22 protein-coding genes are annotated in these 22,035 nt (G+C 61.3%); 10 read left to right on the top strand and 12 right to left on the bottom strand.

The window, feature by feature from the left end; genetic code table 11:
• Window positions 1-130: 130 nt before the first annotated feature.
• The gene (locus HX899_RS10615; RefSeq protein ID WP_171598471.1) at window positions 131-817 is read right to left on the bottom strand and encodes a Type 1 glutamine amidotransferase-like domain-containing protein; all 687 of its coding nucleotides are present in this window, start codon (window positions 815-817) and stop codon (window positions 131-133) included.
• Between the two features lie 113 nt (window positions 818-930).
• On the opposite strand from HX899_RS10615, the gene puuD reads away from it, so the two are divergent.
• From puuD to HX899_RS10585, 6 genes are all read left to right on the top strand, one after another.
• Window positions 931-2,169, top strand: coding sequence for a urate hydroxylase PuuD (gene puuD, locus HX899_RS10610; RefSeq protein WP_138330316.1), 1,239 nt, complete (start codon window positions 931-933; stop codon window positions 2,167-2,169).
• A complete protein-coding gene (guaD, locus tag HX899_RS10605) occupies window positions 2,166-3,476 on the top strand; it encodes a guanine deaminase (RefSeq protein WP_138330315.1) in 1,311 nt (436 codons plus the stop codon). The genes puuD and guaD overlap by 4 nt, the downstream gene beginning before the upstream one ends.
• 121 nt (window positions 3,477-3,597) lie before the next feature.
• Window positions 3,598-4,740 carry an alpha-hydroxy acid oxidase gene (locus HX899_RS10600; protein ID WP_138330314.1) on the top strand — a complete coding sequence of 381 codons (1,143 nt, stop codon included), beginning with the start codon at window positions 3,598-3,600 and terminating at the stop codon, window positions 4,738-4,740.
• A 130-nt stretch (window positions 4,741-4,870) separates the two neighbouring features.
• On the top strand, window positions 4,871-6,028 hold the full coding sequence (locus HX899_RS10595; RefSeq protein WP_181292398.1) for a PspA/IM30 family protein: 1,158 nt from the start codon (window positions 4,871-4,873) through the stop codon (window positions 6,026-6,028).
• Between the two features lie 4 nt (window positions 6,029-6,032).
• Window positions 6,033-6,680, top strand: coding sequence for an OB-fold-containig protein (locus HX899_RS10590; RefSeq protein ID WP_138330312.1), 648 nt, complete (start codon window positions 6,033-6,035; stop codon window positions 6,678-6,680).
• On the top strand, window positions 6,677-8,434 hold the full coding sequence (locus HX899_RS10585; RefSeq protein WP_138330311.1) for a flotillin family protein: 1,758 nt from the start codon (window positions 6,677-6,679) through the stop codon (window positions 8,432-8,434). Before HX899_RS10590 ends, HX899_RS10585 begins: the two co-directional genes overlap by 4 nt.
• A gap of 76 nt (window positions 8,435-8,510) precedes the next feature.
• Here the strand turns inward: HX899_RS10585 and HX899_RS10580 are convergent, their stop codons facing one another.
• The 8 genes from HX899_RS10580 to HX899_RS10545 all read right to left on the bottom strand — a co-directional run bounded on the left by HX899_RS10580 (window position 8,511) and on the right by HX899_RS10545 (window position 14,010).
• Window positions 8,511-9,251, bottom strand: coding sequence for a metallophosphoesterase (locus HX899_RS10580; RefSeq protein ID WP_181292397.1), 741 nt, complete (start codon window positions 9,249-9,251; stop codon window positions 8,511-8,513).
• A gap of 3 nt (window positions 9,252-9,254) precedes the next feature.
• On the bottom strand, window positions 9,255-9,611 hold the full coding sequence (gene uraH, locus HX899_RS10575; protein ID WP_003541961.1) for a hydroxyisourate hydrolase: 357 nt from the start codon (window positions 9,609-9,611) through the stop codon (window positions 9,255-9,257).
• The gene (locus tag HX899_RS10570; RefSeq protein ID WP_171598473.1) at window positions 9,608-10,129 is read right to left on the bottom strand and encodes an ureidoglycolate lyase; all 522 of its coding nucleotides are present in this window, start codon (window positions 10,127-10,129) and stop codon (window positions 9,608-9,610) included. The genes uraH and HX899_RS10570 overlap by 4 nt, the downstream gene beginning before the upstream one ends.
• Window positions 10,113-10,475, bottom strand: coding sequence for a DUF86 domain-containing protein (locus HX899_RS10565; RefSeq protein WP_003541963.1), 363 nt, complete (start codon window positions 10,473-10,475; stop codon window positions 10,113-10,115). Before HX899_RS10565 ends, HX899_RS10570 begins: the two co-directional genes overlap by 17 nt.
• The gene (uraD, locus tag HX899_RS10560; RefSeq protein ID WP_138330308.1) at window positions 10,472-10,972 is read right to left on the bottom strand and encodes a 2-oxo-4-hydroxy-4-carboxy-5-ureidoimidazoline decarboxylase; all 501 of its coding nucleotides are present in this window, start codon (window positions 10,970-10,972) and stop codon (window positions 10,472-10,474) included. Before uraD ends, HX899_RS10565 begins: the two co-directional genes overlap by 4 nt.
• A complete protein-coding gene (gene puuE / locus HX899_RS10555; protein WP_181292396.1) occupies window positions 10,972-11,895 on the bottom strand; it encodes an allantoinase PuuE in 924 nt (307 codons plus the stop codon). The genes uraD and puuE overlap by 1 nt, the downstream gene beginning before the upstream one ends.
• Before the next feature lie 114 nt (window positions 11,896-12,009).
• Window positions 12,010-12,717: a DUF1045 domain-containing protein gene (locus HX899_RS10550; RefSeq protein ID WP_181292395.1), complete on the bottom strand. Its 708-nt coding sequence runs from the start codon at window positions 12,715-12,717 to the stop codon at window positions 12,010-12,012.
• Between the two features lie 114 nt (window positions 12,718-12,831).
• Window positions 12,832-14,010: an FAD-binding oxidoreductase gene (locus HX899_RS10545; RefSeq protein ID WP_181292394.1), complete on the bottom strand. Its 1,179-nt coding sequence runs from the start codon at window positions 14,008-14,010 to the stop codon at window positions 12,832-12,834.
• Here HX899_RS10545 and mnmD point away from each other — a divergent pair.
• From mnmD to HX899_RS10530, 3 genes are all read left to right on the top strand, one after another.
• The gene (mnmD, locus tag HX899_RS10540; protein ID WP_181292393.1) at window positions 14,009-14,725 is read left to right on the top strand and encodes a tRNA (5-methylaminomethyl-2-thiouridine)(34)-methyltransferase MnmD; all 717 of its coding nucleotides are present in this window, start codon (window positions 14,009-14,011) and stop codon (window positions 14,723-14,725) included. The two genes, HX899_RS10545 and mnmD, sit on opposite strands and share 2 nt — an antisense overlap.
• Before the next feature lie 81 nt (window positions 14,726-14,806).
• Window positions 14,807-15,055: a type II toxin-antitoxin system ParD family antitoxin gene (locus HX899_RS10535; protein ID WP_105006971.1), complete on the top strand. Its 249-nt coding sequence runs from the start codon at window positions 14,807-14,809 to the stop codon at window positions 15,053-15,055.
• The gene (locus tag HX899_RS10530; protein WP_181292392.1) at window positions 15,052-15,360 is read left to right on the top strand and encodes a type II toxin-antitoxin system RelE/ParE family toxin; all 309 of its coding nucleotides are present in this window, start codon (window positions 15,052-15,054) and stop codon (window positions 15,358-15,360) included. The genes HX899_RS10535 and HX899_RS10530 overlap by 4 nt, the downstream gene beginning before the upstream one ends.
• On the opposite strand, the gene HX899_RS10525 is transcribed toward HX899_RS10530, so the two are convergent.
• The gene (locus HX899_RS10525) at window positions 15,354-18,707 is read right to left on the bottom strand and encodes a response regulator (protein WP_171598475.1); all 3,354 of its coding nucleotides are present in this window, start codon (window positions 18,705-18,707) and stop codon (window positions 15,354-15,356) included. The genes HX899_RS10530 and HX899_RS10525 overlap by 7 nt on opposite strands.
• A gap of 319 nt (window positions 18,708-19,026) precedes the next feature.
• Here HX899_RS10525 and HX899_RS10520 point away from each other — a divergent pair, with 319 nt between their 5' ends.
• A complete protein-coding gene (locus HX899_RS10520) occupies window positions 19,027-19,335 on the top strand; it encodes a hypothetical protein (protein WP_138330303.1) in 309 nt (102 codons plus the stop codon).
• Window positions 19,336-19,460: 125 nt separating this feature from the next.
• Here the strand turns inward: HX899_RS10520 and HX899_RS10515 are convergent, their stop codons facing one another.
• Together HX899_RS10515 and HX899_RS10510 are read right to left on the bottom strand one after the other, a co-directional pair.
• Window positions 19,461-20,846, bottom strand: coding sequence for an MFS transporter (locus HX899_RS10515; protein WP_138386855.1), 1,386 nt, complete (start codon window positions 20,844-20,846; stop codon window positions 19,461-19,463).
• Window positions 20,847-21,042: 196 nt separating this feature from the next.
• Window positions 21,043-21,990 carry a dihydrodipicolinate synthase family protein gene (locus HX899_RS10510; RefSeq protein WP_171598477.1) on the bottom strand — a complete coding sequence of 316 codons (948 nt, stop codon included), beginning with the start codon at window positions 21,988-21,990 and terminating at the stop codon, window positions 21,043-21,045.
• Window positions 21,991-22,035 lie beyond the last annotated feature (45 nt).

Here is a 22,035-nt window from a genome sequence, read left to right as displayed (position 1 = left end):
TGATCTAACGGTTCTTATTTTATTCCGGCGGCCCGCAAAATAACTGTAATCGAGTCGTCGTAGTTCAAGGCCTGCTGAATTAGCAGATCAAGTATGAGGCAGAGATAATACACAGCCTTCTCGGCAGCTTTTAGGCACGCGACAGCAGATCGGCGATGCGGCTGCGATCGGCAGCTTCGGCAAAACCGCCGGAAATCGTCAGCGGAGCGCCGAAGATCTCGACGAACCCGTTGCCGAGGATGAGACCTTCGCCGTCCCGGCACGCGAGAATGGGTCTTGCCGTCGTCTCGCTGTAGCGCAGCAGCGCGGAGAGATAGCCGGGATCGTCGTTCAGATGCGGGAAGAATTCGAAGGGCAAGAGATCAAGAGCCGCGCCATCCTGCACCGCATCAGGCGGACCGCCGGAAAAGAGCGCGTCGACGGCGATGGTCGGCGTCATCAAAATCGCCCCGGCGCTGGTTCCGACGAGAATGCCGTCGTCCAATGCCCATGAGCGCAGCTTGTCCAGCATGCCGTTTCGGCGCAGCCGTCTCAGAAAATCGCCGGTATGCCCACCGGAAAGATGGATGGCGTCGCAGGAAAACAGCCGGCCGATCTCTTCGTCACCGGAAAGCACGTCGAGATCGAAGAAGAGATCGAGGGAAAGCCCGTAGCTGCGATAATACCGCCGTTTCTCGTTGAAAGACTCCCGCTGCGGGTCCGGACCGGATGCGATGTAGCCGATGCGGTTTCCGCGCGCGAGGACGAGCGCGGCAAGCCGGCGGTCCATCGGCGCGTTTTCGGCGATGACCTGATCGCTGTAGAGTGCGGTGATCATTCCATTGCTCCTTTGGCCGCGTCAGCGATTGAGCGTGTGGTCCTTCAATCTCCTCTTCCCTCCCCGCCAAAATTTCCGCAATGTCACGAGTCGGAGGAAGATAGGGGAACTCGATGTATGAATATGCCATAGCATGGGAATGGCTCGCCTTCGCGGCGCGCTGGTTCCATGTCATTACCGCGATCGCCTGGATCGGATCGTCCTTCTATTTCATCGCGCTCGATCTCGGACTGGTGAAACGCCCGCATCTGCCGCCCGGCGCCTATGGCGAGGAATGGCAGGTCCATGGCGGCGGCTTCTATCATATCCAGAAATATCTGGTGGCGCCCGCCCAGATGCCGGAGCACCTGACCTGGTTCAAATATGAGAGCTATTTCACCTGGATATCAGGCTTCCTGATGCTGTGCATCGTCTATTACGGCGGCGCCGACCTCTTCCTGATCGACCGGCATGTGCTGGATATCAGCCCGCCCGTCGCGATCCTGATCTCGCTGGCATCGCTTGCCCTCGGCTGGGTCGTCTACGATCTGCTCTGCAAGTCGCCGCTCGGGCGGAACACCTGGGGACTGATGGCGGTGCTCTATGTCGTGCTCGTCTTCATGGCCTGGGGCTATACGCAGCTTTTCACCGGCCGCGCCGCCTTCCTGCATCTCGGCGCCTTCACCGCGACGATCATGTCGGCCAACGTCTTCATGATCATCATTCCGAACCAGAAGATCGTCGTCGCCGACCTCATCGCCGGACGGGTTCCCGATCCCAAATATGGGCAGGTCGCCAAGCAGCGCTCGCTACACAATAACTACCTGACGCTGCCCGTCATCTTCTTCATGCTGTCGAACCATTACCCGCTGTCTTTCGGTACGCAGTTCAACTGGGTGATTGCGGCTCTGGTCTTCCTGATGGGCGTCACCATCCGCCACTGGTTCAACACCACGCATGCCAGGAAGGGCCGGCCGACCTGGACCTGGATCGTCACCGTCATTCTTTTCATCCTGATCATGTGGCTTTCGACCGTGCCGAAGCTGCTGACGGGCGAAACGGATGCGGCGGCGGTCGCGCCCGCCTTCCAGCAATTCGCCGGCGATCCGCATTTCCCCGCCGTCAAACAACTGGTCTCGACGCGCTGTTCCATGTGCCACGCGGCCGAGCCGGTGTATGAGGGTATCGTGCGGCCACCCAATGGCGTGATGCTCGAAAACGACGCGGAAATCGCCGCCCATGCCCGTGAGATCTATATACAGGCGGGCCGCAGCCATGCCATGCCGCCCGGCAACATCACCGACATCACGCCGGACGAGCGCAAGCTGCTGGTCGCCTGGTTCGAGAGCGCAGTCGAAGGCAAGAAACAATGACGACGACACTCCTGCGCGGCCGCCTGCTTTCCTTCCATCGCGCGCCGCTAAGCCTCGTTGACAGCCAAAGCTACCTTTACGAAGAGGATGGCGGCCTGTTGGTCGAAGATGGGCTGATCACGGCTATCGGCCCCTATGCCGACGTCAAGGCAAAAGCAGCCGCGGACACGACCGAAATCGACCACCGCCCGCATCTGATCATGCCGGGCTTCATCGACATGCACCTGCATTTTCCGCAGATGCAGGTGATTGCCTCCTACGCCGCCAACCTGCTCGAATGGCTGAATACCTATACCTTTCCCGAGGAATGCCGTTTCGTCGAAAGCGCGCATGCCGAAAGGATCGCCACGCATTTCTACGACGAGTTGATCCGCCACGGCACGACGACGGCGGTCGCCTATTGCTCCGTGCACAAGACCTCGGCCGACGCTTTCTTTGCCGAGGCGATGAGGCGCAACATGCGAATGGTCGGCGGCAAGGTGATGATGGACCGCAATGCCCCGCAAGGCCTGCTCGACACGCCCGAGATGGGCTATGACGAGACCCGCCAGGTGATATCGGACTGGCACGGCAAGGGCCGCAACCACGTCGCCATCACTCCGCGCTTCGCCATCACCTCGACAGCGGCGCAGATGGAAGCGACATCAGCGCTTGCCCGTGAATTTCCCGACATGCACATCCAGACGCATCTTTCGGAAAACCACGACGAAATCAAATTCACCTGCGAGCTTTATCCCGACGCGCTCGACTATACCGACATCTACGCCCACTACGGCCTGCTCGGGCCGAAAAGCCTCTTCGGCCATGCCATCCACCTGTCCGAGCGCGAAGCCGATGCCATGAGCGAGGCAGGTGCCGTCGCCGTCCACTGCCCGACCTCGAACCTCTTCCTCGGCTCCGGCCTGTTTCCGCTGAAGGCGCTGGCGCGGCGGGAAAAGCCTGTTCGCATCGGGGTAGCGACCGATATCGGCGGCGGTTCCAGCTATTCGATGCTGCGGACGATGGACGAGGCCTACAAGATCCAGCAGTTGCTCGGCGAACGGCTGAACCCGCTGGAAAGCTATTACCTGATGACGCGTGGCAATGCCGAGGCCCTGTCGCTGGCGGACCGGATCGGCACGCTGGAACCCGGCACCGAGGCCGATCTCGTCGTCCTCGATGCGACGGCGACATCGGCGATGGCACTAAAGATGGAAGTGGTTAAGACGCTGCCCGAGGAGCTTTTCCTACTGCAGACGATGGGCGACGACCGAGCTGTTGCAGAGACCTATGTGGCCGGTGTTGCGTTGAAAGCGCAGCTACGATGACACATCTCGTTGCTCTTGAAATCACCCCGTAACAGCTGTCCGACAAGGCCAATTTCCCATAACGCTTCTGCCAATTTCATGTTATGGCCGATGGCCGTATTCAGACGTGAAGGTTCAATTCATGGCCACTCCGCTCACCATCGCCGACTTGAAAAAGCTCGCACGGCGCCGTGTGCCGAAGATGTTTTTCGACTATGCGGATTCGGGTGCCTGGACGGAATCGACCTATGCGGCAAACGAGAGCGATTTCAGCCAGATCAAGCTGCGCCAGCGGGTGATGGTCGACATGACCAACCGCACGCTGGAAACGACGATGATCGGCCAAAAAGTGTCGATGCCCGTGGCCCTGGCGCCGACCGGCCTGACCGGCATGCAGCATGCCGACGGCGAGATGCTGGCGGCACGCGCTGCCGAGGAGTTCGGCGTTCCCTTCACGCTTTCGACGATGAGCATCTGCTCGATCGAGGACGTGGCGTCAGCGACGACACGCCCCTTCTGGTTCCAGCTCTACGTGATGAGGGACAAGGATTTTGTCCTCAATCTCATCAACCGCGCTAAGGCGGCCGGATGCTCGGCGCTGGTGCTGACGGCTGATCTGCAGATCCTCGGCCAGCGGCATAAGGACCTGCGCAATGGCCTGTCGGCGCCGCCGAAATTCACCCCGAAACATGTCTGGCAGATGGCGACCCGGCCCTTCTGGTGCCTGGACATGCTGCAGACCAAGCGCCGCAACTTCGGCAATATCGTTGGCCATGCGAAAAATGTAACCAATATCGCCTCGCTCGCCGCTTGGACACATGAGCAGTTCGATCCGCGGCTTTCCTGGGCGGATGTCGCCTGGATCAAGGAACAATGGGGCGGCCCGCTGATCATCAAGGGCATACTCGATCCGGAGGATGCGAAGGCCGCCGTCGACACCGGCGCCGATGCGATCGTCGTCTCCAATCATGGCGGGCGTCAGCTTGACGGAGCCCCCTCATCGATCAGCATGCTGCCGAAGATCGTCGACGCCGTCGGCGACCGTATCGAGGTCCATCTCGACGGCGGCATCCGCTCCGGCCAGGACGTGCTGAAGGCTGTGGCGCTCGGCGCCAAGGGCACCTATATCGGCCGCCCCTTCCTCTACGGCCTCGGCGCCATGGGCAAGGAAGGCGTATCTCTGGCGCTCGGCATCATCCGCAAGGAGATGGACATCACCATGGCGCTCTGCGGCAAACGCGACATCAACGACGTGAATTCATCGATCATCGACGGGCGGCAGTGACCTGCCGCCAGCGACGGACGCAGCAACGGCTCCCTAAATATCTCGATACTGGACGCTGCCCTCAGTCCTTCTAACTGCGCGTTAAGGCTAGGTTGTATTTTTAGCGCGACCTCTTGAAAGCACAAAAGCGGTGCTTTATGTTTTGCCTATGGCTACCACAGGCAAGACACCGCATCCATCGCTGCTGCGCTACACGCTGGCGCCTGACGACAGTGCCCGGCACGCGCTGGACGACACCATTGCCGCCTACCTCAGGATGATCGAAATCCTGACCAGCCTCGTTGCCGATAAGGCGGGCGCCAATCTCGTCGTGCTGCATGACCTTGCCTATGAAACTGTCCGCGAGCAGACGGGCCTGCCGGCAAGGCTGGTCACGCTCGGCCTTCGCGATTTCGCCGCCAATCGCGGCGTGACCGCCGATCCGCCGCATCTGCCGCTCGATGACAAGCTCTTCGCCATCAAAGGCCCCTCGGACCTGACGATCGCCACGGTGCACGGACGCGTTGCCGTGCCCTTCGATGTCGCGGGTTATTCACGGGGATGGGAGAGTATTTTTCCAGCCTACCTCGTTGCGGGCCAGGACCGTTACGAGATTCACATCGGCGTCACGCCGAATTCCGCTCGGATGGAGGAAAACATGACGAACGAAGGCATTCTCTCACGCATGGGTCGCCTGATCGCGGGCATCGCGAATGCGGCGGTCGACAAGGCGGAAGGCGTCAACAAGATCGCCGTCATCGAACAGGCGGTCCGCGAGATCGATGCGGCGGCTGATGAGGCCCGCACCGATCTCGGCAAGGCGCGCGCGGAGGAATACCGCATCCAGAGCCGCAGAGACGAAATCGTCGAAGACATGAACGCGCTCGACCAGAAGATCCGCCTCGCCGTCTCCTCCGGGAGGGATGACCTGGCAAAGGCCGGCGTCGCCCGTCAGATCGATCTCGAATCCCAGATCGCAGCGCTCGACAAGGCGCTGGCCGATGCCAGGGAACAGTTGGATGAAGGCCAGAAAGCCTTGCAGGCCGTGCTCGCCACACGCCGCGAGGCGGACGCCCGCCTTGCCGATTTCAAACGCAGTCTCGCCCGGCATCCCGAACAGGCAGCGGCCGGTCACAGCCAGCCCGCACCGGGTGCAGATGCTGCGCGCGCTGCTGCGGCGGTCTCGCGGCTGACCGGAGTTCCCGCTGGCGAGCATGGCCACAGTTCCGAATTGGACGAACTCGACCGACTGCACCGCGAACAGGCAATCGAAGCCCGGCTCGCACGCTTCAAGGCGGATAACCGATAACACGATGGCACTCCTTTTCGCCCCTGAATGTGCGCCCTTCGCCATCGCCGCAGCGATCCTTGTCGGCCTGACCGCGATCGAGATGCTCGCGATGGTCATGGGTTTTTCGATGACGGAATTCCTGGGAAAGCCGGAGGTTCATGGCCATGACGGCATCCTGGCTTATCTCTCCTGGCTCAATCTCGGCGGTGTTCCGCTGCTGATTCTCATGATGCTGACGCTCGGCTTCTTCGCGATGACGGGCTTTGCGTTGCAGGCCGTCGCCAACGCCTTCTGGGCGCCGCTGCCAAGCTTGATAGCCGTCATACCTGCCGCGCTCGCAACCATCCCCATGGTCAGGGCATCGAGCAGAACCGTGGCGCGGATCGTACCGCACGACGAAACCTATGCGGTCGATCTCGACGCCTTGCTCGGCCGGACAGCCGAGGTGTCGATCGGCCCGCTCGATCAGGGATTGCCGGGCCGCGTCCGCGTCAAGGATCAGCATGGAAACTGGCATGTGCTTCGAGCCCGAGCCGCCAAGGGCGAAGGTCCACTCTCGATCGGCGCTTCGGTTCTTCTCGTGGATCACAAGGCAAATGTATTTATCGCCATTCCCGCGCCGGTCGACCCCACCGATGCGGACAATCAATCTTTGAGGGAGCAGCAATGATGTACGACGTTATTCTACCAGCCGGCATTGGGATTGTTCTGATCTTCGGCATCGGTTTTGTCCTCGCCTCGCTTTACACGCGTTCCAGCAGAGACGAGGCCTATGTGCGCACCGGTCTCGGCGGCCAGAAGGTAGTGCTCGACGGCGGTTCGGTCGTCCTGCCGATCTTCCATTCGACTGCCCGGGTTAACCTGAAGACACTGCGGCTCGAGGTTCGCCGCGGTGAAGGCGATGCACTGATCACCAAGGACCGCATGCGCGTCGATATCGGCGCCGAGTTCTATGTGCGCGTGAAACCCGATGCCTCCTCGATTGCGCTTGCAGCTCAGACACTCGGCAACCGCACCAACGACGCCGAGGCTCTCCGCATCCTGATCGAGGCGAAATTCGTCGACGGCCTTCGCTCGGTGGCCGCGACGATGAATCTCGACGCGCTGCAGGAACAGCGCATGGATTTCGTCAAGGCCGTGCAGGAAGCTGTCGGCGCCGATCTCCAGTCGAACGGCCTCGAACTCGAATCCGTGTCGCTGACACGCCTCGACCAGACGGATATCAAGCATTTCAACGCTAACAACTTCTTCGACGCGCAGGGTCTTGCGGCATTGACCCGCATCACCGAGGGACGCAAGAAGGAGCGAAACGAGATCGTTCGCGACACCGAAGTCGCCATCGCCCAGAAGGATCTCGAGGCCCGCCAGCAATCGCTAACCATCGAGCGGACCAAGCGGGAAGCCGAACTCAGCCAGGAACGGGACATCGCCAACAAATCCGCGGCGACACGCGCTGAAACCGCGCAGCAGGAGCAGGCCGCAAAACGCGCCGAGGAGGAAGCCCGCATCGCTTCCGAACAGGCGATCGCCGAACGCGAGGCATCTGCCAAGCAGGCTCGCGAAAGCGCCAACATCGACGCCGCCCGCGCCGTCCAGCAACGCGAAACCGAGGCCAAGCGTGACCTCCAGATCGTGGCACAGGAAAGCGCCATCGCCGTTGCCAACAAGAGCCGTGAAGAATCCGAAGCGAAGGCGGCTGCGGAGACGGCGCGCGCGCTGGCGATAGCGGCGGAGGAAAAAGTCGGCACCGCCAAGGCGATCGAGATTGCCGAACGCGAAAAGCAGATTGCCGTCATCGACGCACGCAAGAAAGCCGAGACGGAAGCGACCGCCGTCACCGTCGGCGCCGAAGCTGAAAAACAAGCGGCAAGCGACCAGGCCGAGGCCATCAAGACGCTGGCGACCGCCGAGGCGGATGCGGCGATCATCAAGGCCAAGGGCATTCTCGAAACCGGCAAGGCCGCGGCTGAGAGCGAGGCATTGCTCAACGACGCTCGCAACAAGTTGAGCTCTGCCATCATCGAGTTCGAGATCACCCGCGAACGGATCCGCATCATTCCGCAGGCGCTCGCCGAGGCGGTCAAGCCGATCGAGAAGATCTCCGATATCAGGATATTCGATACCGGCGGCATGCTCGGCCGCGGAAACGGAGCGACCGGCGGAAACGGTATCGGGCTCGGCGAAGGACTGGCTAGCCAGCTCCTCTCCTATCAGGCGAATAAACCGATCCTCGACAAATTGCTGAAGGAAGCCGGCTTCGACGGCGACGATGCCATCTCATCCCTTCTTGGAAATCTCGATGGCGCAAAACCGGTAAGACCGGCAACGCCCGCGGCAGCCCCGGCAAAGCCGGCAACACCGACCGTAGCCCCGACACAAACGATCATCCCTCCGGCGCCGAAGCCGGTACCAAAGAAGGACTGATCGCCGCGCAAGCGGGTCTGGACTAGAACAGGATGATGTCGCCCGAAAACTGCTCACACTTTTCGGGCATCATGCTCTATCTCACCCAACCCGCTGCCAGCGCGCCTGCCCAGTCGGCACGGCCCCTTTCGGCGGCCAGTGCCGACATCGCCATATGGTCATAGGCGACGGTTAGGAACTGCCATGTCCATCCGCCCGCTGCCTTTTCCAGAATGGCATAACTCGCCAGCGGATGGCCGGCTTCCACCTTGTGGTAATAGGGCAGTTCGTCGTCATAGGCCGGGCAGCCGACGCTGCCTGGATTGACGATCAGGCGGCCATCGGAGAGGCGCACAGCGCGGGGAATGTGGCTGTGGCCACAGAGGATCAGCGGCAGGTCGATGCCTTCGGCCAGCGCCTCGATCGCTTCGATCGGTTTCAGGAAGACGACGCCCTCCGGCGAGACCGATTCCAGCCAGTAGAGATTGTCATCCTTCGGCGTCGCGTGGCAGAGATAGACTTCGCCGCGATAGATGGTATCGAACGGCAGGTTTCGAATCCAATTAAGATGAGACGACGACAATTGACCGTAGGCGGCCGCATCCGAAGCATGCATTGCCGCCGGATCCTGCTCGATCAGATAGCCGTCGTGATTGCCGCGGATCGACGTCAACCGGAGCGGCATCAGCAAGTCTGCCGTCTTGCCGGCCTCGAGCGGGCCGCTGAAGAAATCGCCGAGATTGACGATCTCATCGATCTCCTGCGCACGAATATCCGCAAGCACGGCCTCGAGCGCCAGATGGTTGCCGTGGATATCGGCAATTGCCGCAAACCGCATTTTTTAACTCCCTCGGTAGGTGGAATAGCCATAGGGCGAAATCAGCAGCGGCACATGGTAATGCGCCGTGACGTCGGCAATACCGAAGCGGATCGGTACGAGATCGAGGAAGGCGGGATGCGGCAACGGCGTGCCGCTGGCCCTCAGATAATCGCCGGCGTGGAAGACCAGTTCATAGGTGCCGGCCCGAAAATTTTCGCCAATGAGGATGGGGCCGCCATCAACCCGGCCGTCGGCATTGGTCTCCACCGTCTTCAGATGCCTGCGGATCTCGCCGTCGAGCTGGAAAAGATCGATCCTCAAGCCTTCGGCCGGCTTACCGAGAGCGGTGTCGAGAACATGTGTGGTCAGTCCGGTCATGGGGCTGGCTCTTTAATGATATAAGGGGTTTCGAAGAAGTATTCTTCCAGATTATTGCCTGGCCCGTCACGATCGACGACCAGGAAATCTGAGGCTTCACCGAGCGCCATCAGCGGATGATGCCAGACGTTGCGGCGATAGTTCACGCCCTGGTCGCCGCGCGCCAGAAACACCTGCGGCCTGCCCGGGCGGCCGCTTTCGTCCTCGGAGACGACGACGAGAAAAGGACGGCCCGAGACCGGCGAGAAACTCTGGCTGCCGAAAGGATGGCGCTCCATCATGGTGACTTCATAGGGGAAGCTGCGCGGCTGGCCGCGAAAGAGGTTAATGATGACGCGCGCACCCTCGCCCGTCGCCTCAGTGGCGGCGAGCGCATGGAAACGCTCCGTCGTGCCGCCATTGATGAGCCGCATCGAGGCGGGATCGGCTTCGATCACCTCGCCGAAGGGAGCAAAGGCGGATCTCGTAAGCGGACGGATGTCGAGACGTGGGGGCAATCGCTCACTCACCTTCGGCATGCCAGTGACGGATGGCATCGATCGCGGAAAGAAGCTCCGGCAGCGTGCGATACGTCGCCTCCCAGATGTCGGAAGGATCGAGATCGAAGACGCCGTCGAGGATACGGTTGCCCGTGCCGCAGATTTTCGTCCACGGCAGATCGGGATGCTCGGTCGCAAATTCCGGATGAGTCACCAGCAAGCGGGATGCCGCGGCACCGATGGTGAAGTGGCAAAAGGTAACCGCCTTGAAAGTGAGCTTGTCCCCGGCGAACGCCGCCCCATCCATTCCGCCGACGAAAGACAGCGCTTCGGATGCCGCCTCATACATCTCATTGAGATAGTCGATCGCGCGCCGCTCGTTCATTCAGCCTCCGGCAGCATCGTCGTCAGGCGCAGCAGCGCGATCCGCTCGACTTGCGCCGTCGCGGTCGCAAATTCTTCGTCCCTGCCATTGCCGATCCGTGTTTCGAAGGCCGACAGGATATCGTCCTTGCCGAGCCCCTTGACCGCAATGATGAAGGGAAAGCCGAATTTTTCGACATAGGCCGAATTGAGTTCGGTGAAGCGGGCATGTTCGGCCGGGGTCAGGCGGTCGAGACCGGCGCCGGATTGCTCCTTCCGGCTGTCTTCGGTGAGTTCGCCCGCTATCGCGAGGCGCCCGGCAAGGTCAGGATGGGCGCTGAGCACGCCGAGGCGCTCCTGCGGGCTTGCCGCCTGGAAGACAGCGGTTAGCGACGCATGCACGCCGGCCGCCGTCAGCGGCTCCGGCACCTGGCCGGCGTCATAGGCGCGCTCGGCGATGAAAGGCGAATGTTCAAAGACGCCGCCGAAGCGGGAGACGAAATCCTCGCGCGACATCATCAGAGCGCTTCCGGCTGATGATGCTTGTGCCAATGCTCGGCGATCTCGATGCGGCGCGGAATCCAGACCTTGTCATGCTTCAGCACATATTCGATGAAGCGCTTCAGCGCTGCCGCCCGGCCGGGACGTCCGACGAGGCGGCAATGCAATCCGACCGACATCATCTTCGGGCTGCCCGCCTTGCCTTCCTCATAAAGCGTGTCGAAAGCGTCCTTCAGATAGGTGAAGAACTGATCGCCGGCATTGAAGCCCTGCGGCGTCGCAAAACGCATGTCGTTGGTTTCGAGCGTATAGGGGATGATCAGGAAGGGTTTCCCGTCGACGCCCTTCACCCAATAGGGCAGGTCATCGGCATAGGAATCGGAGGAATAGAGGAAACCGCCCTCCTCCTGCACCAGCCGAAGCGTATTGTCGGAAGGCTTGCCCTGATACATGCCGTAGGGCCGCTCGCCGGTGAGTTCGGTGTGCAGGCGCACGGCTTCGAGGATATGCTTGCGCTCCAGATCTTCGGGAAAATCCTTATATTCCAGCCAGCGGTAGCCGTGGCTGGCGATCTCCCAGCCGGCCTCCTTCATCGCAGCGACAGCCTCGGGGTTGCGGGCCATCGCCAGCGTCACGCCGTAGACGGTCACCTGCACCTTGAGATCGGTGAACATTCGCCAGAGCCGCCAGAAGCCGGCACGCGAACCATACTCATAGATCGATTCCATGTTGAGGTTGCGCTGCCCTGGCCAGGCGGCCGCACCGACGATCTCCGACAGCAGGTTTTCGGAAGCCGGATCTCCGTCAAGGATCGAACTCTCGCCGCCCTCCTCGTAGTTGACGACGAACTGCACGGCGACGCGTGCCTCGTCCGGCCATTTCGGATCGGGCGTCAGACGCCCGTAACCGACGAGATTGCGCGGATAAGTCTCGGATACCATCAAATCACCTTCTGAAAAGACGGGGAACGGTAGCATCCGCAGCCGGAATGTCGAGACGGAAACTGCTCGGCCGGATTTGCGTTTACGGCACAAGCCTTCAGCTCATCAGCAGATTCAAGCGATTTTGCGCGCGCTGACCTTGCCCATCGGATGCAGCGAGTGAACGCGGAAAGGACCGCCAGTGCCCTCTTCGATCATCAGGGCAACGTTGGAAACCATTACAGGTTCGCAGAGGACAGGCTCGAAGATCGTCCGCAACACCGGCTCGATGCGCGGCATGTCGATCGCGTTGATAGGCCCTGTCACAGGCATATGGAAGCGGAACTCCTCCATCACATAGGGATGGCCCCAGCGATGCAGATTGGAAAATTGCGTCGCCGACAGCCCGTCCGGATCGCTGCGTTCGATCTCGGCCTCGCTGAGCGGTGCGCGAAAACGATCGAATTCCTGCACGATCGCCGAGGCGAGATACTGGATCTGCTCGCAGGGAGTGCTCGGCAGCAGGCTGTAGAAATTGCCGAGCCGGGCGACTTCGATACGCGGAATCTGAAAGGGAACGAAGGTCCCGGAAAAACGCATCAGATCGCGCAGGAGTTGCGATTCGGGCATGTTGTGGGACAGGTGGAACGGCGCCTTCAAAACGCCGTGAAAGCCGTAGCGCCGCGGCACGGCGGTATGGAAGGCGATCTCGTGAATACCGAGGCCACGAACTGCCGGAGGCTCCATCATATCACCCGAAAACACGTTTCGGCCAAGCCAATTGGCGGCCACGAGCGACAACGGGTCGCTCGCCGGAGGCGTGAAGCAAATGGCATAGCGCATGCAATTTCCTCCATCAAGGAAGTGAGCACCGTTCAGATCCGGCGCTGTCGATGCGCAAGCAGATAGGTGATTTGCATGACAGAATAACGAAACGCAGCGGCGTCTAATTCACGTTTAACGTGAAGCCGCCGCGATGTGGCTTGAAATTGCGAAGCTTTCCGGCAGCAAAAATCCGCAGTCTGTATCGCCTGCGATACATATCGCCGCCTCCGCCAACCGGTGGGCGAGGCCAAAGCTGACCTTGAAGCCGCCGGTGAGCGCGATCAAGCGCCGGTGGTCGGGATGGCGGCCGATCATTGGATCCCGGTCGATCGCCTTCGGGCGAAGCCCGGCCCAGCGCTCGACAATAGGGGCGCCGCGAAGCGTCGGTACGATGCCGCGCGCCGCCTCGATCAGCACGTCGAGCTGGACGTCGGTGGATGTAGGATCGTCAAAACGGTTCTCGCTGGTGCTGCCGATTGCCGCGTGCCCGCCCTCATGCGCGACGACATAGAGCCCGTCGAGGAAGATCGTCGGCAGCGCCGGGTCGATATCGGCTTTCAATAATGCCGCCTGCCCCTTGACCGGCTGGCCGAGCGGTTGTTTCAGCCCCGGCGTCAGACCTTGCAACAACGGAAAGGACTGATGGCCGGCAGCCAGGATGCAGTGACTGAAAACAATGGTTTCGCCGTTGATTTCGGCCGTACCGCAATCGGGATCGAGGCCGGCAACCGTCGCATGCTCCAGGATGCGAACATGCTTTGCCCGCCGCAGGAAGGCGATGAGCGCTGCGACCAGCAAGCGGGGCGCAACGCGGGCGGCGAGCGTGTCATGCACGAAGCCGCTCTCGCCGGCAGACGCCTCGATCCAACCGTCTACATCAGGCCCGTCGAGCACATGCCAGTGGAAGCGACGCTCGCCCGCCCGCCAATGGCGTTCGGCGTCCTCGAAATGGCCGCGCGCTATTGTGTTGAGATGAGGCTTCGGCAGCGGGATCAGCCGTCCGGAACGGCGGTAGCCGGCAGAAAGTCCGGTCTCGGCTTCGAGCGCGGCGATCTCGGTTTCGAGCGAGACCAGCGCATCGAACTGGAACTGCTTCTTCTCCGACCACCGGTCCGGCATATGCGGCATCAGCGCGCCCAGCAGGCCGCCGCTTGCACCTTCGCCCAATCTGCCTGCGTCACTGACAAGAGTCCGGATGCCCCGGCGCTCGGCATGGACGGCCGCCCAGAGACCCATGATGCCGCCGCCGACGATCAGCAATTCTGAGGACGATTGACCTGAGACCGGCTGAGGACTATCGGCTTTTTCCATGACAGACGTGAACCCCGATCAGATTGGCGCGGGCGCGCCGCAGCCGCTCGAATGGCGCGACGGCGATATGCCCTATTCCACCGCATTTGGCGATCATTTTTATTGCCAGACCGACGGGCGGCTGGAATGCGGCCATGTTTTTCTCGCCGGCAACGGCCTGCCGGAGCGCTGGAACGGGCGGCAGGCATTCCTGATCGGAGAGCTCGGCTTCGGAACCGGCCTGAACTTCGCCGAGACCTGGCGGCAATGGAAGCTCCACCGTGCAGACAGCCAGCACCTGCATTTCACCTCCTTCGAACTCCACCCGATGCGCGGCGAAGAAATCGGCCGGGCGCTGTCGCACTGGCCGGAGATCGATGCAGAACGCGAAGCGCTGATGGCGGCGTGGCCGCAAGCACCTGATGGCATCGTTGAGCTCGATCTCGATGCCCAGACGACGCTCCGCGTGGTCTGCGGTCATGCTTTGCAGGGCGTCGCGGCAACCGAAGACGGCTTCGACGCCTGGTATCTCGACGGCTTCGCCCCGTCGCGCAACAGCGATATGTGGTCGGAGGAACTGATGCGGCTCGTCTGTGAGAAAAGCGCAGCCGGCGGCACTTTCGCCACCTATGCGGCGGCCGGTTTCGTGCGCCGCAATCTCATCGCCGCGGGTTTTGCCGTCGAGCGCCGCACGGGCTTTGCCGGCAAGCGAGAGATGCTCTGCGGCATCAAGTAATCTCGGGAAGTACGATCGATTCAAGCCGCTGCGTTGCTAACAGTTATCACTTCGTGCGATAATCGCCCGAGAGGAACGAATATGGCCAGCAGCGCGAATCTTGGACAGCAACTCGAAAACTATGTGAATGAACTCGTGAAATCGGGGCGTTACAACTCTCGCAGCGAAGTTCTGCGGGAAGGTGTCCGGCTTGTCGAGGAGCGGGAAAAACGGCTGATGGCGCTCGATCTGGCGATCGGCCAGGGGATCGCCGACGCGGAAGCAGGCCGCTTGAAGCCCATCAGCGATGTCGCCGCCCGCCTTGCAGCCAAATATGACGGCCGTTCGTGATCGTCCTCATTACCGCCCAGGCGGAGGCGGATCTCGAACGTATTGGCGACTATATCGCTGAGGACAATCCGCAGCGGGCGGCAAGCTTCATTCACGAACTGCTGGAACGGTGTGAGCGTCTGGCGGAAACGCCGAACGGTTTTTCATTGGTTCCACGCTACGAACATACCGGCGTTCGCCGCCGTCCCTACGGCAACTATTTGATCTTTTATCGCGTCGGCGAGGATCGTATCGAGATCCTGCATATCCTCAACGGCGCTCAGGATTTCGAGAGCATCCTGTTTCCCGAAGGTTCAGATCAGTAGCTGGTGCGCTCCGGCAGTTGCTCGCTCGTTCCGAGCCACTGGCGGATTTTTTCCTCGAGCAGTTCGGGGCTGATCGGCTTCGACATGTAGTCGTCCATGCCGGCATCGAGACAGAGTTCGCGGTCGCTTTCGAGCGCATGGGCGGTAACGCCGATGATCGGCACCCGGTGCCCCTGCCCCTTTTCGCGTTCGCGGATCGTCTGGGTGGCTTGATGGCCGTTCATGACGGGCATTGAGACGTCCATCATGATGATGCGCGGCGTATGCCGCTCCCAGGCGGCGACTGCTTCCTCGCCATTGTCCACGACGAGGAAGGAAAGACCCGTGCCTTGCAGGATCTGGGTGAAGACGATCTGGTTGACCTCGTTGTCCTCGGCAACGAGCACGTCGACGAATTCAGCGGCCCGTTTCTGCGGCGCAGGCGCCGGCACGGCCACTTCCGTCTGCAGCCGGGCAATCTCGGCCTCGGAAGCCTGCTTGACGCGGCTGGCGCGCACTACTTCAACGACGGTGTTGCGCAGCACGTTGGCGCGCGCCGGCTTCATCAGATGCGCGTGGCCGTTCAGCGCCGCGAATTCCTTTTCGGTGCCCGAAATATCCATCGACGTCAGGAAGATGATCGGCAGTTCGACGAAGCGAGGGTCGGCGCGCAGCCGGCGCGCGACATCGGCGCCGTTCATATCAGGCATGTGATAGTCGAGCACGACGGCATCGACGGTAACGCCGAGGCCGGCCGCCGCTTCCAGGATCGCAAGCCCGGTACCGCCGCCTTCTGCGGCCACGCCGTCGAAGCCCCAGAGCGACAGCTGCTCGGTCAGGATGCGCCGGTTCACTTCATTGTCGTCGACGACGAGGATACGCGCGCCCTGCACGTTGATCGGCAACGGCTTCGGCTCAAGGCGGGCAGCCGCGACCGCAAACGGCAGGTTGACGGTGAAGACCGAGCCCTTGCCCCATTCGCTCTCGACGTTGAGATAACCGCCGAAAAGGTCGACAAGCCCGGCCGTGATCGCAAGACCGAGGCCGGTTCCCTCATGCCGCCGGGTCGATGAGGCGTCCACCTGCGAGAATTTGTCGAAGACCGATTCAAGCTTCTCCGACGGGATGCCGATCCCGGTATCCTCGATGCGGATGCTCGCCGTGATCTCGCCGCCGGCGGCCGGCTGGAAGCCGACATCGACGAAGACATGGCCGCGCTCGGTGAACTTGACGGCGTTGCCGACGAGATTGGTGACGATCTGGCGGAAACGCCCGGCGTCGCCGATCACGGCGGCGGGCAGGTCGGGCGCGGCTCGCACCAGGAGCTCGATGTTCTTCTCGGCGGCGTGCGAGGACAAGAGTGTCGCCACGTCCTCCACCGCTTCGGTGATGTCGAAGGCGGCTTTGCGCAGTTTCATCTGCCCGGCGTCGATCTTCGAGAAGTCGAGGATATCGTTGATGATCGTCAGCAGCGCATTGCCCGATTTGACGATGATGTCGACGAAGGTCTTCTGGCGCGTATCGAGGTTGGTCTTAGCGAGCAGCTCCGCCATGCCGAGCACGCCGTTCATCGGCGTACGAATCTCGTGGCTCATATTGGCGAGGAATTCGGATTTGGCGCGATCGGCGGCTTCGGCGCGCGACAGCAGCAGGCGCAGCTCCTCTTCGCGGCTCTTGAGTTCGGTGACGTCAGTAAAAAGCGCCACCCAGTGCTGACCCTTGCTGACCGTCGCATCCATGTTCACCCAGCGCTCGCCGCCGACATGGAAGACGGTGGAAATCGGCAGCCTGGCAGCGATATTGTCGCGCCAGCCCTGCAGGATTTCGGCGGCCGCATCGTGGAAATCGCCACGCGCCGCGCAAAATTCGAACATGCCAATCCAGCCCTCGCCAGGCTCGAGATAGCTGGCCGGAATCTGCAGGATGTCAGAAAGCGCCTCGTTGGACATCCTGATGATGCCGTCCTGAACGATGGCCAGGCCCTGCGGCATGGCGTGTGTCGCGTCGCGCATCAACTCGCCGAGATGTTCCAGCGCGGCGCGGGCCTCGTGGACTTCATTTTCCCGCTCACGCACGGCCGTGATGTCGGCATAGGTGAGCAGAATCCGGTCGTTCGAGATACGGCGGCTATCGAAGATGACGGATTTGCCACCCGCCCAGCCAAGCTCGATCGGCTCGGGCTCCTCGGTTTCGAACAGGTGCTTGCGGAAAGCGTAGATCTCCTCGGGCGTCTGCGTGCCGTCGTAGCGACCGAGCTCATAATTGCGGCGGATGACGTCGATGAAGGGGCGGCCGTCGAAGGGATCGTCGAGCGGCAACTCCCAGATGCTGTAGAACTCGTCGTTGACGGAGAGGATCCGGTGATCGTTATCGAGGATCAGCACGCCGATCGGAAGCGAGCGCAGGATATTCTCTATATCCCGGTGCAGCACCTCTTCGTGCTTCTGCGCCTCGATCAGCGCCTTCTCTCGTTCCTTGAGTGGCGAGATGTCCGAAAAAGAGCCGACGACATAGGGCCGACCATCCGCTGTCACGACGCGGTTGACGCGCGAGAGGACGGAATAGATATGGCCCTCCTTGCTCGGCAGCAGGCTTTCGATCTCCTTCGACTTGCCTCCCTCCAACGCCAGCAGGTTTTCCTGGTAGATCGCCTCGCCCCCGTCCGGACCGAACATTTCGTGTTCGGTCATCCCAAGGACCCGGGAACGGCTATGGCCGCTGAAGGTCTCGTAATACTGGTTGGCGTAGACGAGGCGATGCTTCTCGTCGCGCACGAAGGCTGCGACCGGGAGGTCCTCTAGGATGGTCCGCAGCAGGTCGAGCTCATTGACGCTCTCGTGCCAGGCCGTGTCGCCGACAGCCGCAGGCTTTGCGCCGTTGCGATAGGCGGCGTTGACGACCAGCGGCCGGCCATCTTCGGCAAAGATGCCGATCGGCTGGTCGAGCTGTTCCAGCGCCTCGCGCACGCGGGCGAAATCGGCGGCGGCGGCGCTATCGTCCGCGGCCCGGCGCGGCGGCGCTCGCACTTCGAAAATGCCGAGCACATAAGCCCGGTCCGGTGACGGCGAAAAACTTTCGATCTGGATGCGTTCATGGCCGACACCCGCCGCATCGAAGCAGATGGCGTTTTCCTCGGTGCCGAACACCAGCGCGCGGCGTTCCTTGTCCTCGCGCTCCTCTTCCTCGGGACGGTCGAGAAGCTCGCGGCTGCGCCTGCCGATGAAATCGGAGATCTCGCGGCCTAGAAAGCGGGCATAAGCCTCGTTGACGGCGATATAACGCAGCTCGCTGTTCTTGACATAGGCCGGGGTATCCAGATCAGCGATCCGGCGGCAAGCCAACTCCAGAAGTTCCCCGGCTGATTTCAAAAAATATCGCTCCCGCAATAAATGAAATATCGACTACAAAAACTATAACGCCAAGGCTTTTAACAAGGTTTTAACCATAAATTTCGACAGCGGAATTTTAGGAGCCAGCTCACCAAGCTGAAGATAATTTGAGATTACCAGCCCCGGCTTGCACGAGACTGAAAGGACGCCCGCCATAAATCCTTTCGACGTCGGGATCCGTTGAAATCATGACGAAAATTTAATGCCGAAAGCGCTTGCGCGGCCATTGCGCCGCCGCGATCCGGGCCGAGTCTGCGGCATGGCTTTATGGAAGCCATGCCCATGAAAGGAAAATACCATGTCCGTTCTTCATAAAACCATGGCGACGGGCCTGATTGCGCTGACCTTTGCCGGCGCCTCGCTCGCCACCGCCACCACTGCCGATGCCCGTCCACGCGATGCCTTCTGGGGCGGCCTTGCCGCCGGCGTCGTCGGCGGCGCCCTGCTGTCGGAGGCCGCCCGTCCCGCTTACCCTGTTTACCCTGCCTATCCTGTTTATCGCCCCTATCCCGTCTATAGGACCTATTACCGGCCGTCCTATTGCCATATCGAATGGCGGCACGATCGCTGGGGCGAGCCTTATCGCGTCAAAGTCTGCCCGGAATAGGAAAACCGCATCCGGCGCCGCTTGACCTCCCGGCGGCGCCGACCCAGTGCCCTCAACGACGACCAAATGAAACTGGCGGATTTTCATCCGCCAGCTCAAAGTCGATCAGACCGTATTTTCAATCGTTACGGAGAAAGCTCCTCCAGTACGCGGTCCTTGGTTTCTATCGCAAACAACATCGTGATGATTGCACCGACGATCAGAATGGCTGCGAAGCTCGCAAAGACATACTGGATGCCCATGGAAGACATCACCGTACCGACGAGGATCGGGCCGGCCGATGATCCCAGGCGAAGCCAGGCGCTGCCGGTTCCGGTTCCCAATGCCCTGAGGCGCGTCGGATAGATCTCTGCCGAGTACAGGTAAAGGGAGAATGTGACGGTCTGGACGATCGCATAAGCGAGGCCGGCTAGAACCAAGACCTGGATGGGAGAGGTCGCGCCGAGCCATGCGAGAGCCAGCAGCGGCACGGGAGCGAGAAGCAGCGCACCGGTGTACCAGCGCTTGCGTCCCACTTTGTCGATGAGCAGCGCGCAGATGACGGCGGCGATCACGCCTCCGACCGACGTCAGGAACCCATAAAAGATGCTGGTTTGAAGCGGGAGGTTGAAGACCTGTCGATACAGGGTCGGCAGCCAGGTGATCGTACCGTTGGCAACCGTATAGGCGGTAAACCACATTGCCCAGATGGAAAGCGTCCGCTTCAGGTAAATGCCCTGGAAGAGCTCGCGCCAGTCCGACTTTCGGCGGACCGGCGCCTGGATGAGCTTCGGTTCGGGCAATTCCTTGCCGGCTGCACGAGCACTTTCTTCCATGCGGGTGACGATAGCGTTTGCTTCGCCATAGCGGCCGTTGGCAGCTAGCCAACGCGGTGATTCCTTCAGGAACCAGCGCAGAGGAACCATGATGATTGCGGGAACGAGACCGACGACGAACATCGCCTTCCAGCCGTAAACCGGCACCAAGAAGTAGCCGATCAGCCCGGCGCCGACGAGGCCCAGCAGGAACATGACCTCATAGAGGAGGAAGAACTTGCCGCGCCCCTTCGATCCGATCAACTCGTTGATATAGGCGCTGGCGACCGGGACCTCGCCGCCGGTGCCGATCCCCTGGACGAAACGGAAGGCCATCATCATGCCTGCCCCGGCAGCAAACAGGCATGCGACATCCATGCTGACGAAGAGCAGGATGGTGAACAGGAGAACTTTCAGCCGGCCGATCTTCTCGGCGAGCCAGCCAAACAGGATCGCACCGATCAACTGCCCCAGATAGCCCATCGACAGGATCATGCCTGTCTGTGAAGGGGTCAGGCCCCACTCGCGCACGAGGACGGGCATGGCATAAGCGATGGCGATGACCGTGTAGCCGTCGAAGAACGTTGCGGCGCCGACGATATTGCGCGCCCAGAATACCTCGCGGGTGATGGGAAGGCGCTCCAGACGAGCGCTGATTTCGGCCTGAGGATCAGCGACAGTCGCCGTCTCAGCCGGCATTGGCTGCATGACATTCATTGGTTCCTCCTTCTCGCCCCGTGGCCTACCACTCTCCCGGCCAGGGGCGCTCCTGCTTGATGGTTGCTACTGCGCGTCAGTTCGTCCTGTCAGAGCAATGGCCTTCAAAGACGTTCAAGTCTGCCTCGGCGGGTTTCCATGGTTTCCTCCTCCCTTCGGAATGCGCCCCTGCGACCTGCGCAGGGGCGTCAAGAGGTCACTCGGCAGCCAGCAACTGGTCAACGCGGCCAATACCGGCGGCGTCGAAGGCAGCAAAGATCTCTGCTTCGGCCTTTTCGCCAAGGTTCTTCAGCGGCTCGCGGATCGTGGCGTGATCAAGGATACCACGGTGGACAAGGCCGAGTTTCAGGGCCACGGTGCCTTCCATGTGAGAGCCGCGGTGATAGACGGCACGCGTCACCGGAAGAAGGCGTTCGAAGATCTTGCGCGCTTCCGGATAGTCCTGCGCCTTGCCAGCTTTGATCAGGTCGATCAGCAGTTCCGGCGCGATATTGCCATAACCGACGAGCAGACCGTCGACATCGAACATGGTTGGCAGCAGCCATTCATCATGGCAGCTCAGAACCTGCAGCTTTGGATTGGCCTTCTTCAGCTCCGGAATTTCGACATACCAGCGCTTCATATTGCGCACGCCGTTCTTGGTGGCGACGACGCCTTCCTGTGTGGCAATCGCAAGCTGTGTATCGAGATCGTATGATGCCTTGGTGGCGTCGGGATATTGGAACAGGATGCACTGGAGGCCAGACTCCTGCCAGATTGCCTTGTAGCGATCCTGAGGCGCTCCCTTCTGAAAGCCGAAACGCAGCCAGCCGTGGTTCGGATAGACGAGTGCGCCGGTGGCACCAGCCGCCTTGCATTTCCTGGCCTCTTCAGCGGCGACCCTCGTGCCTTCACCGGTAATCCCGGCAATGATCGGAACGGCACCGTCGACCGCTTCGACATAGGTGCGGATGAGAGCAAGGCGCTCCTCTTCCGTGAGGAAGGTGCCCTCGCCGGCATGGCCGAGGATGACGAGGCTTTTGACGCCTTCCATCGAGACCAGCCATTTGGCGATTTTGGCATTGGCTTTGTGATCAATTTCACCGTCGCGGGTGAAAGCGGTAACGGGGGCCGGGCTCAGCCCGCGCATATCCATCGGTTGCATATTGGTCTCCTCCTTCGTGCAATCGCGGTTCGCTCGCGATCGGTA

It is taken from the genome of Rhizobium sp. WYCCWR 11146, from assembly GCF_013591995.1.
Taxonomy (GTDB): domain Bacteria; phylum Pseudomonadota; class Alphaproteobacteria; order Rhizobiales; family Rhizobiaceae; genus Rhizobium; species Rhizobium indicum.
The sequence above is the reverse complement of the archived record's forward strand: the minus strand, read 5'-3'. Positions and strand labels throughout refer to the sequence as shown.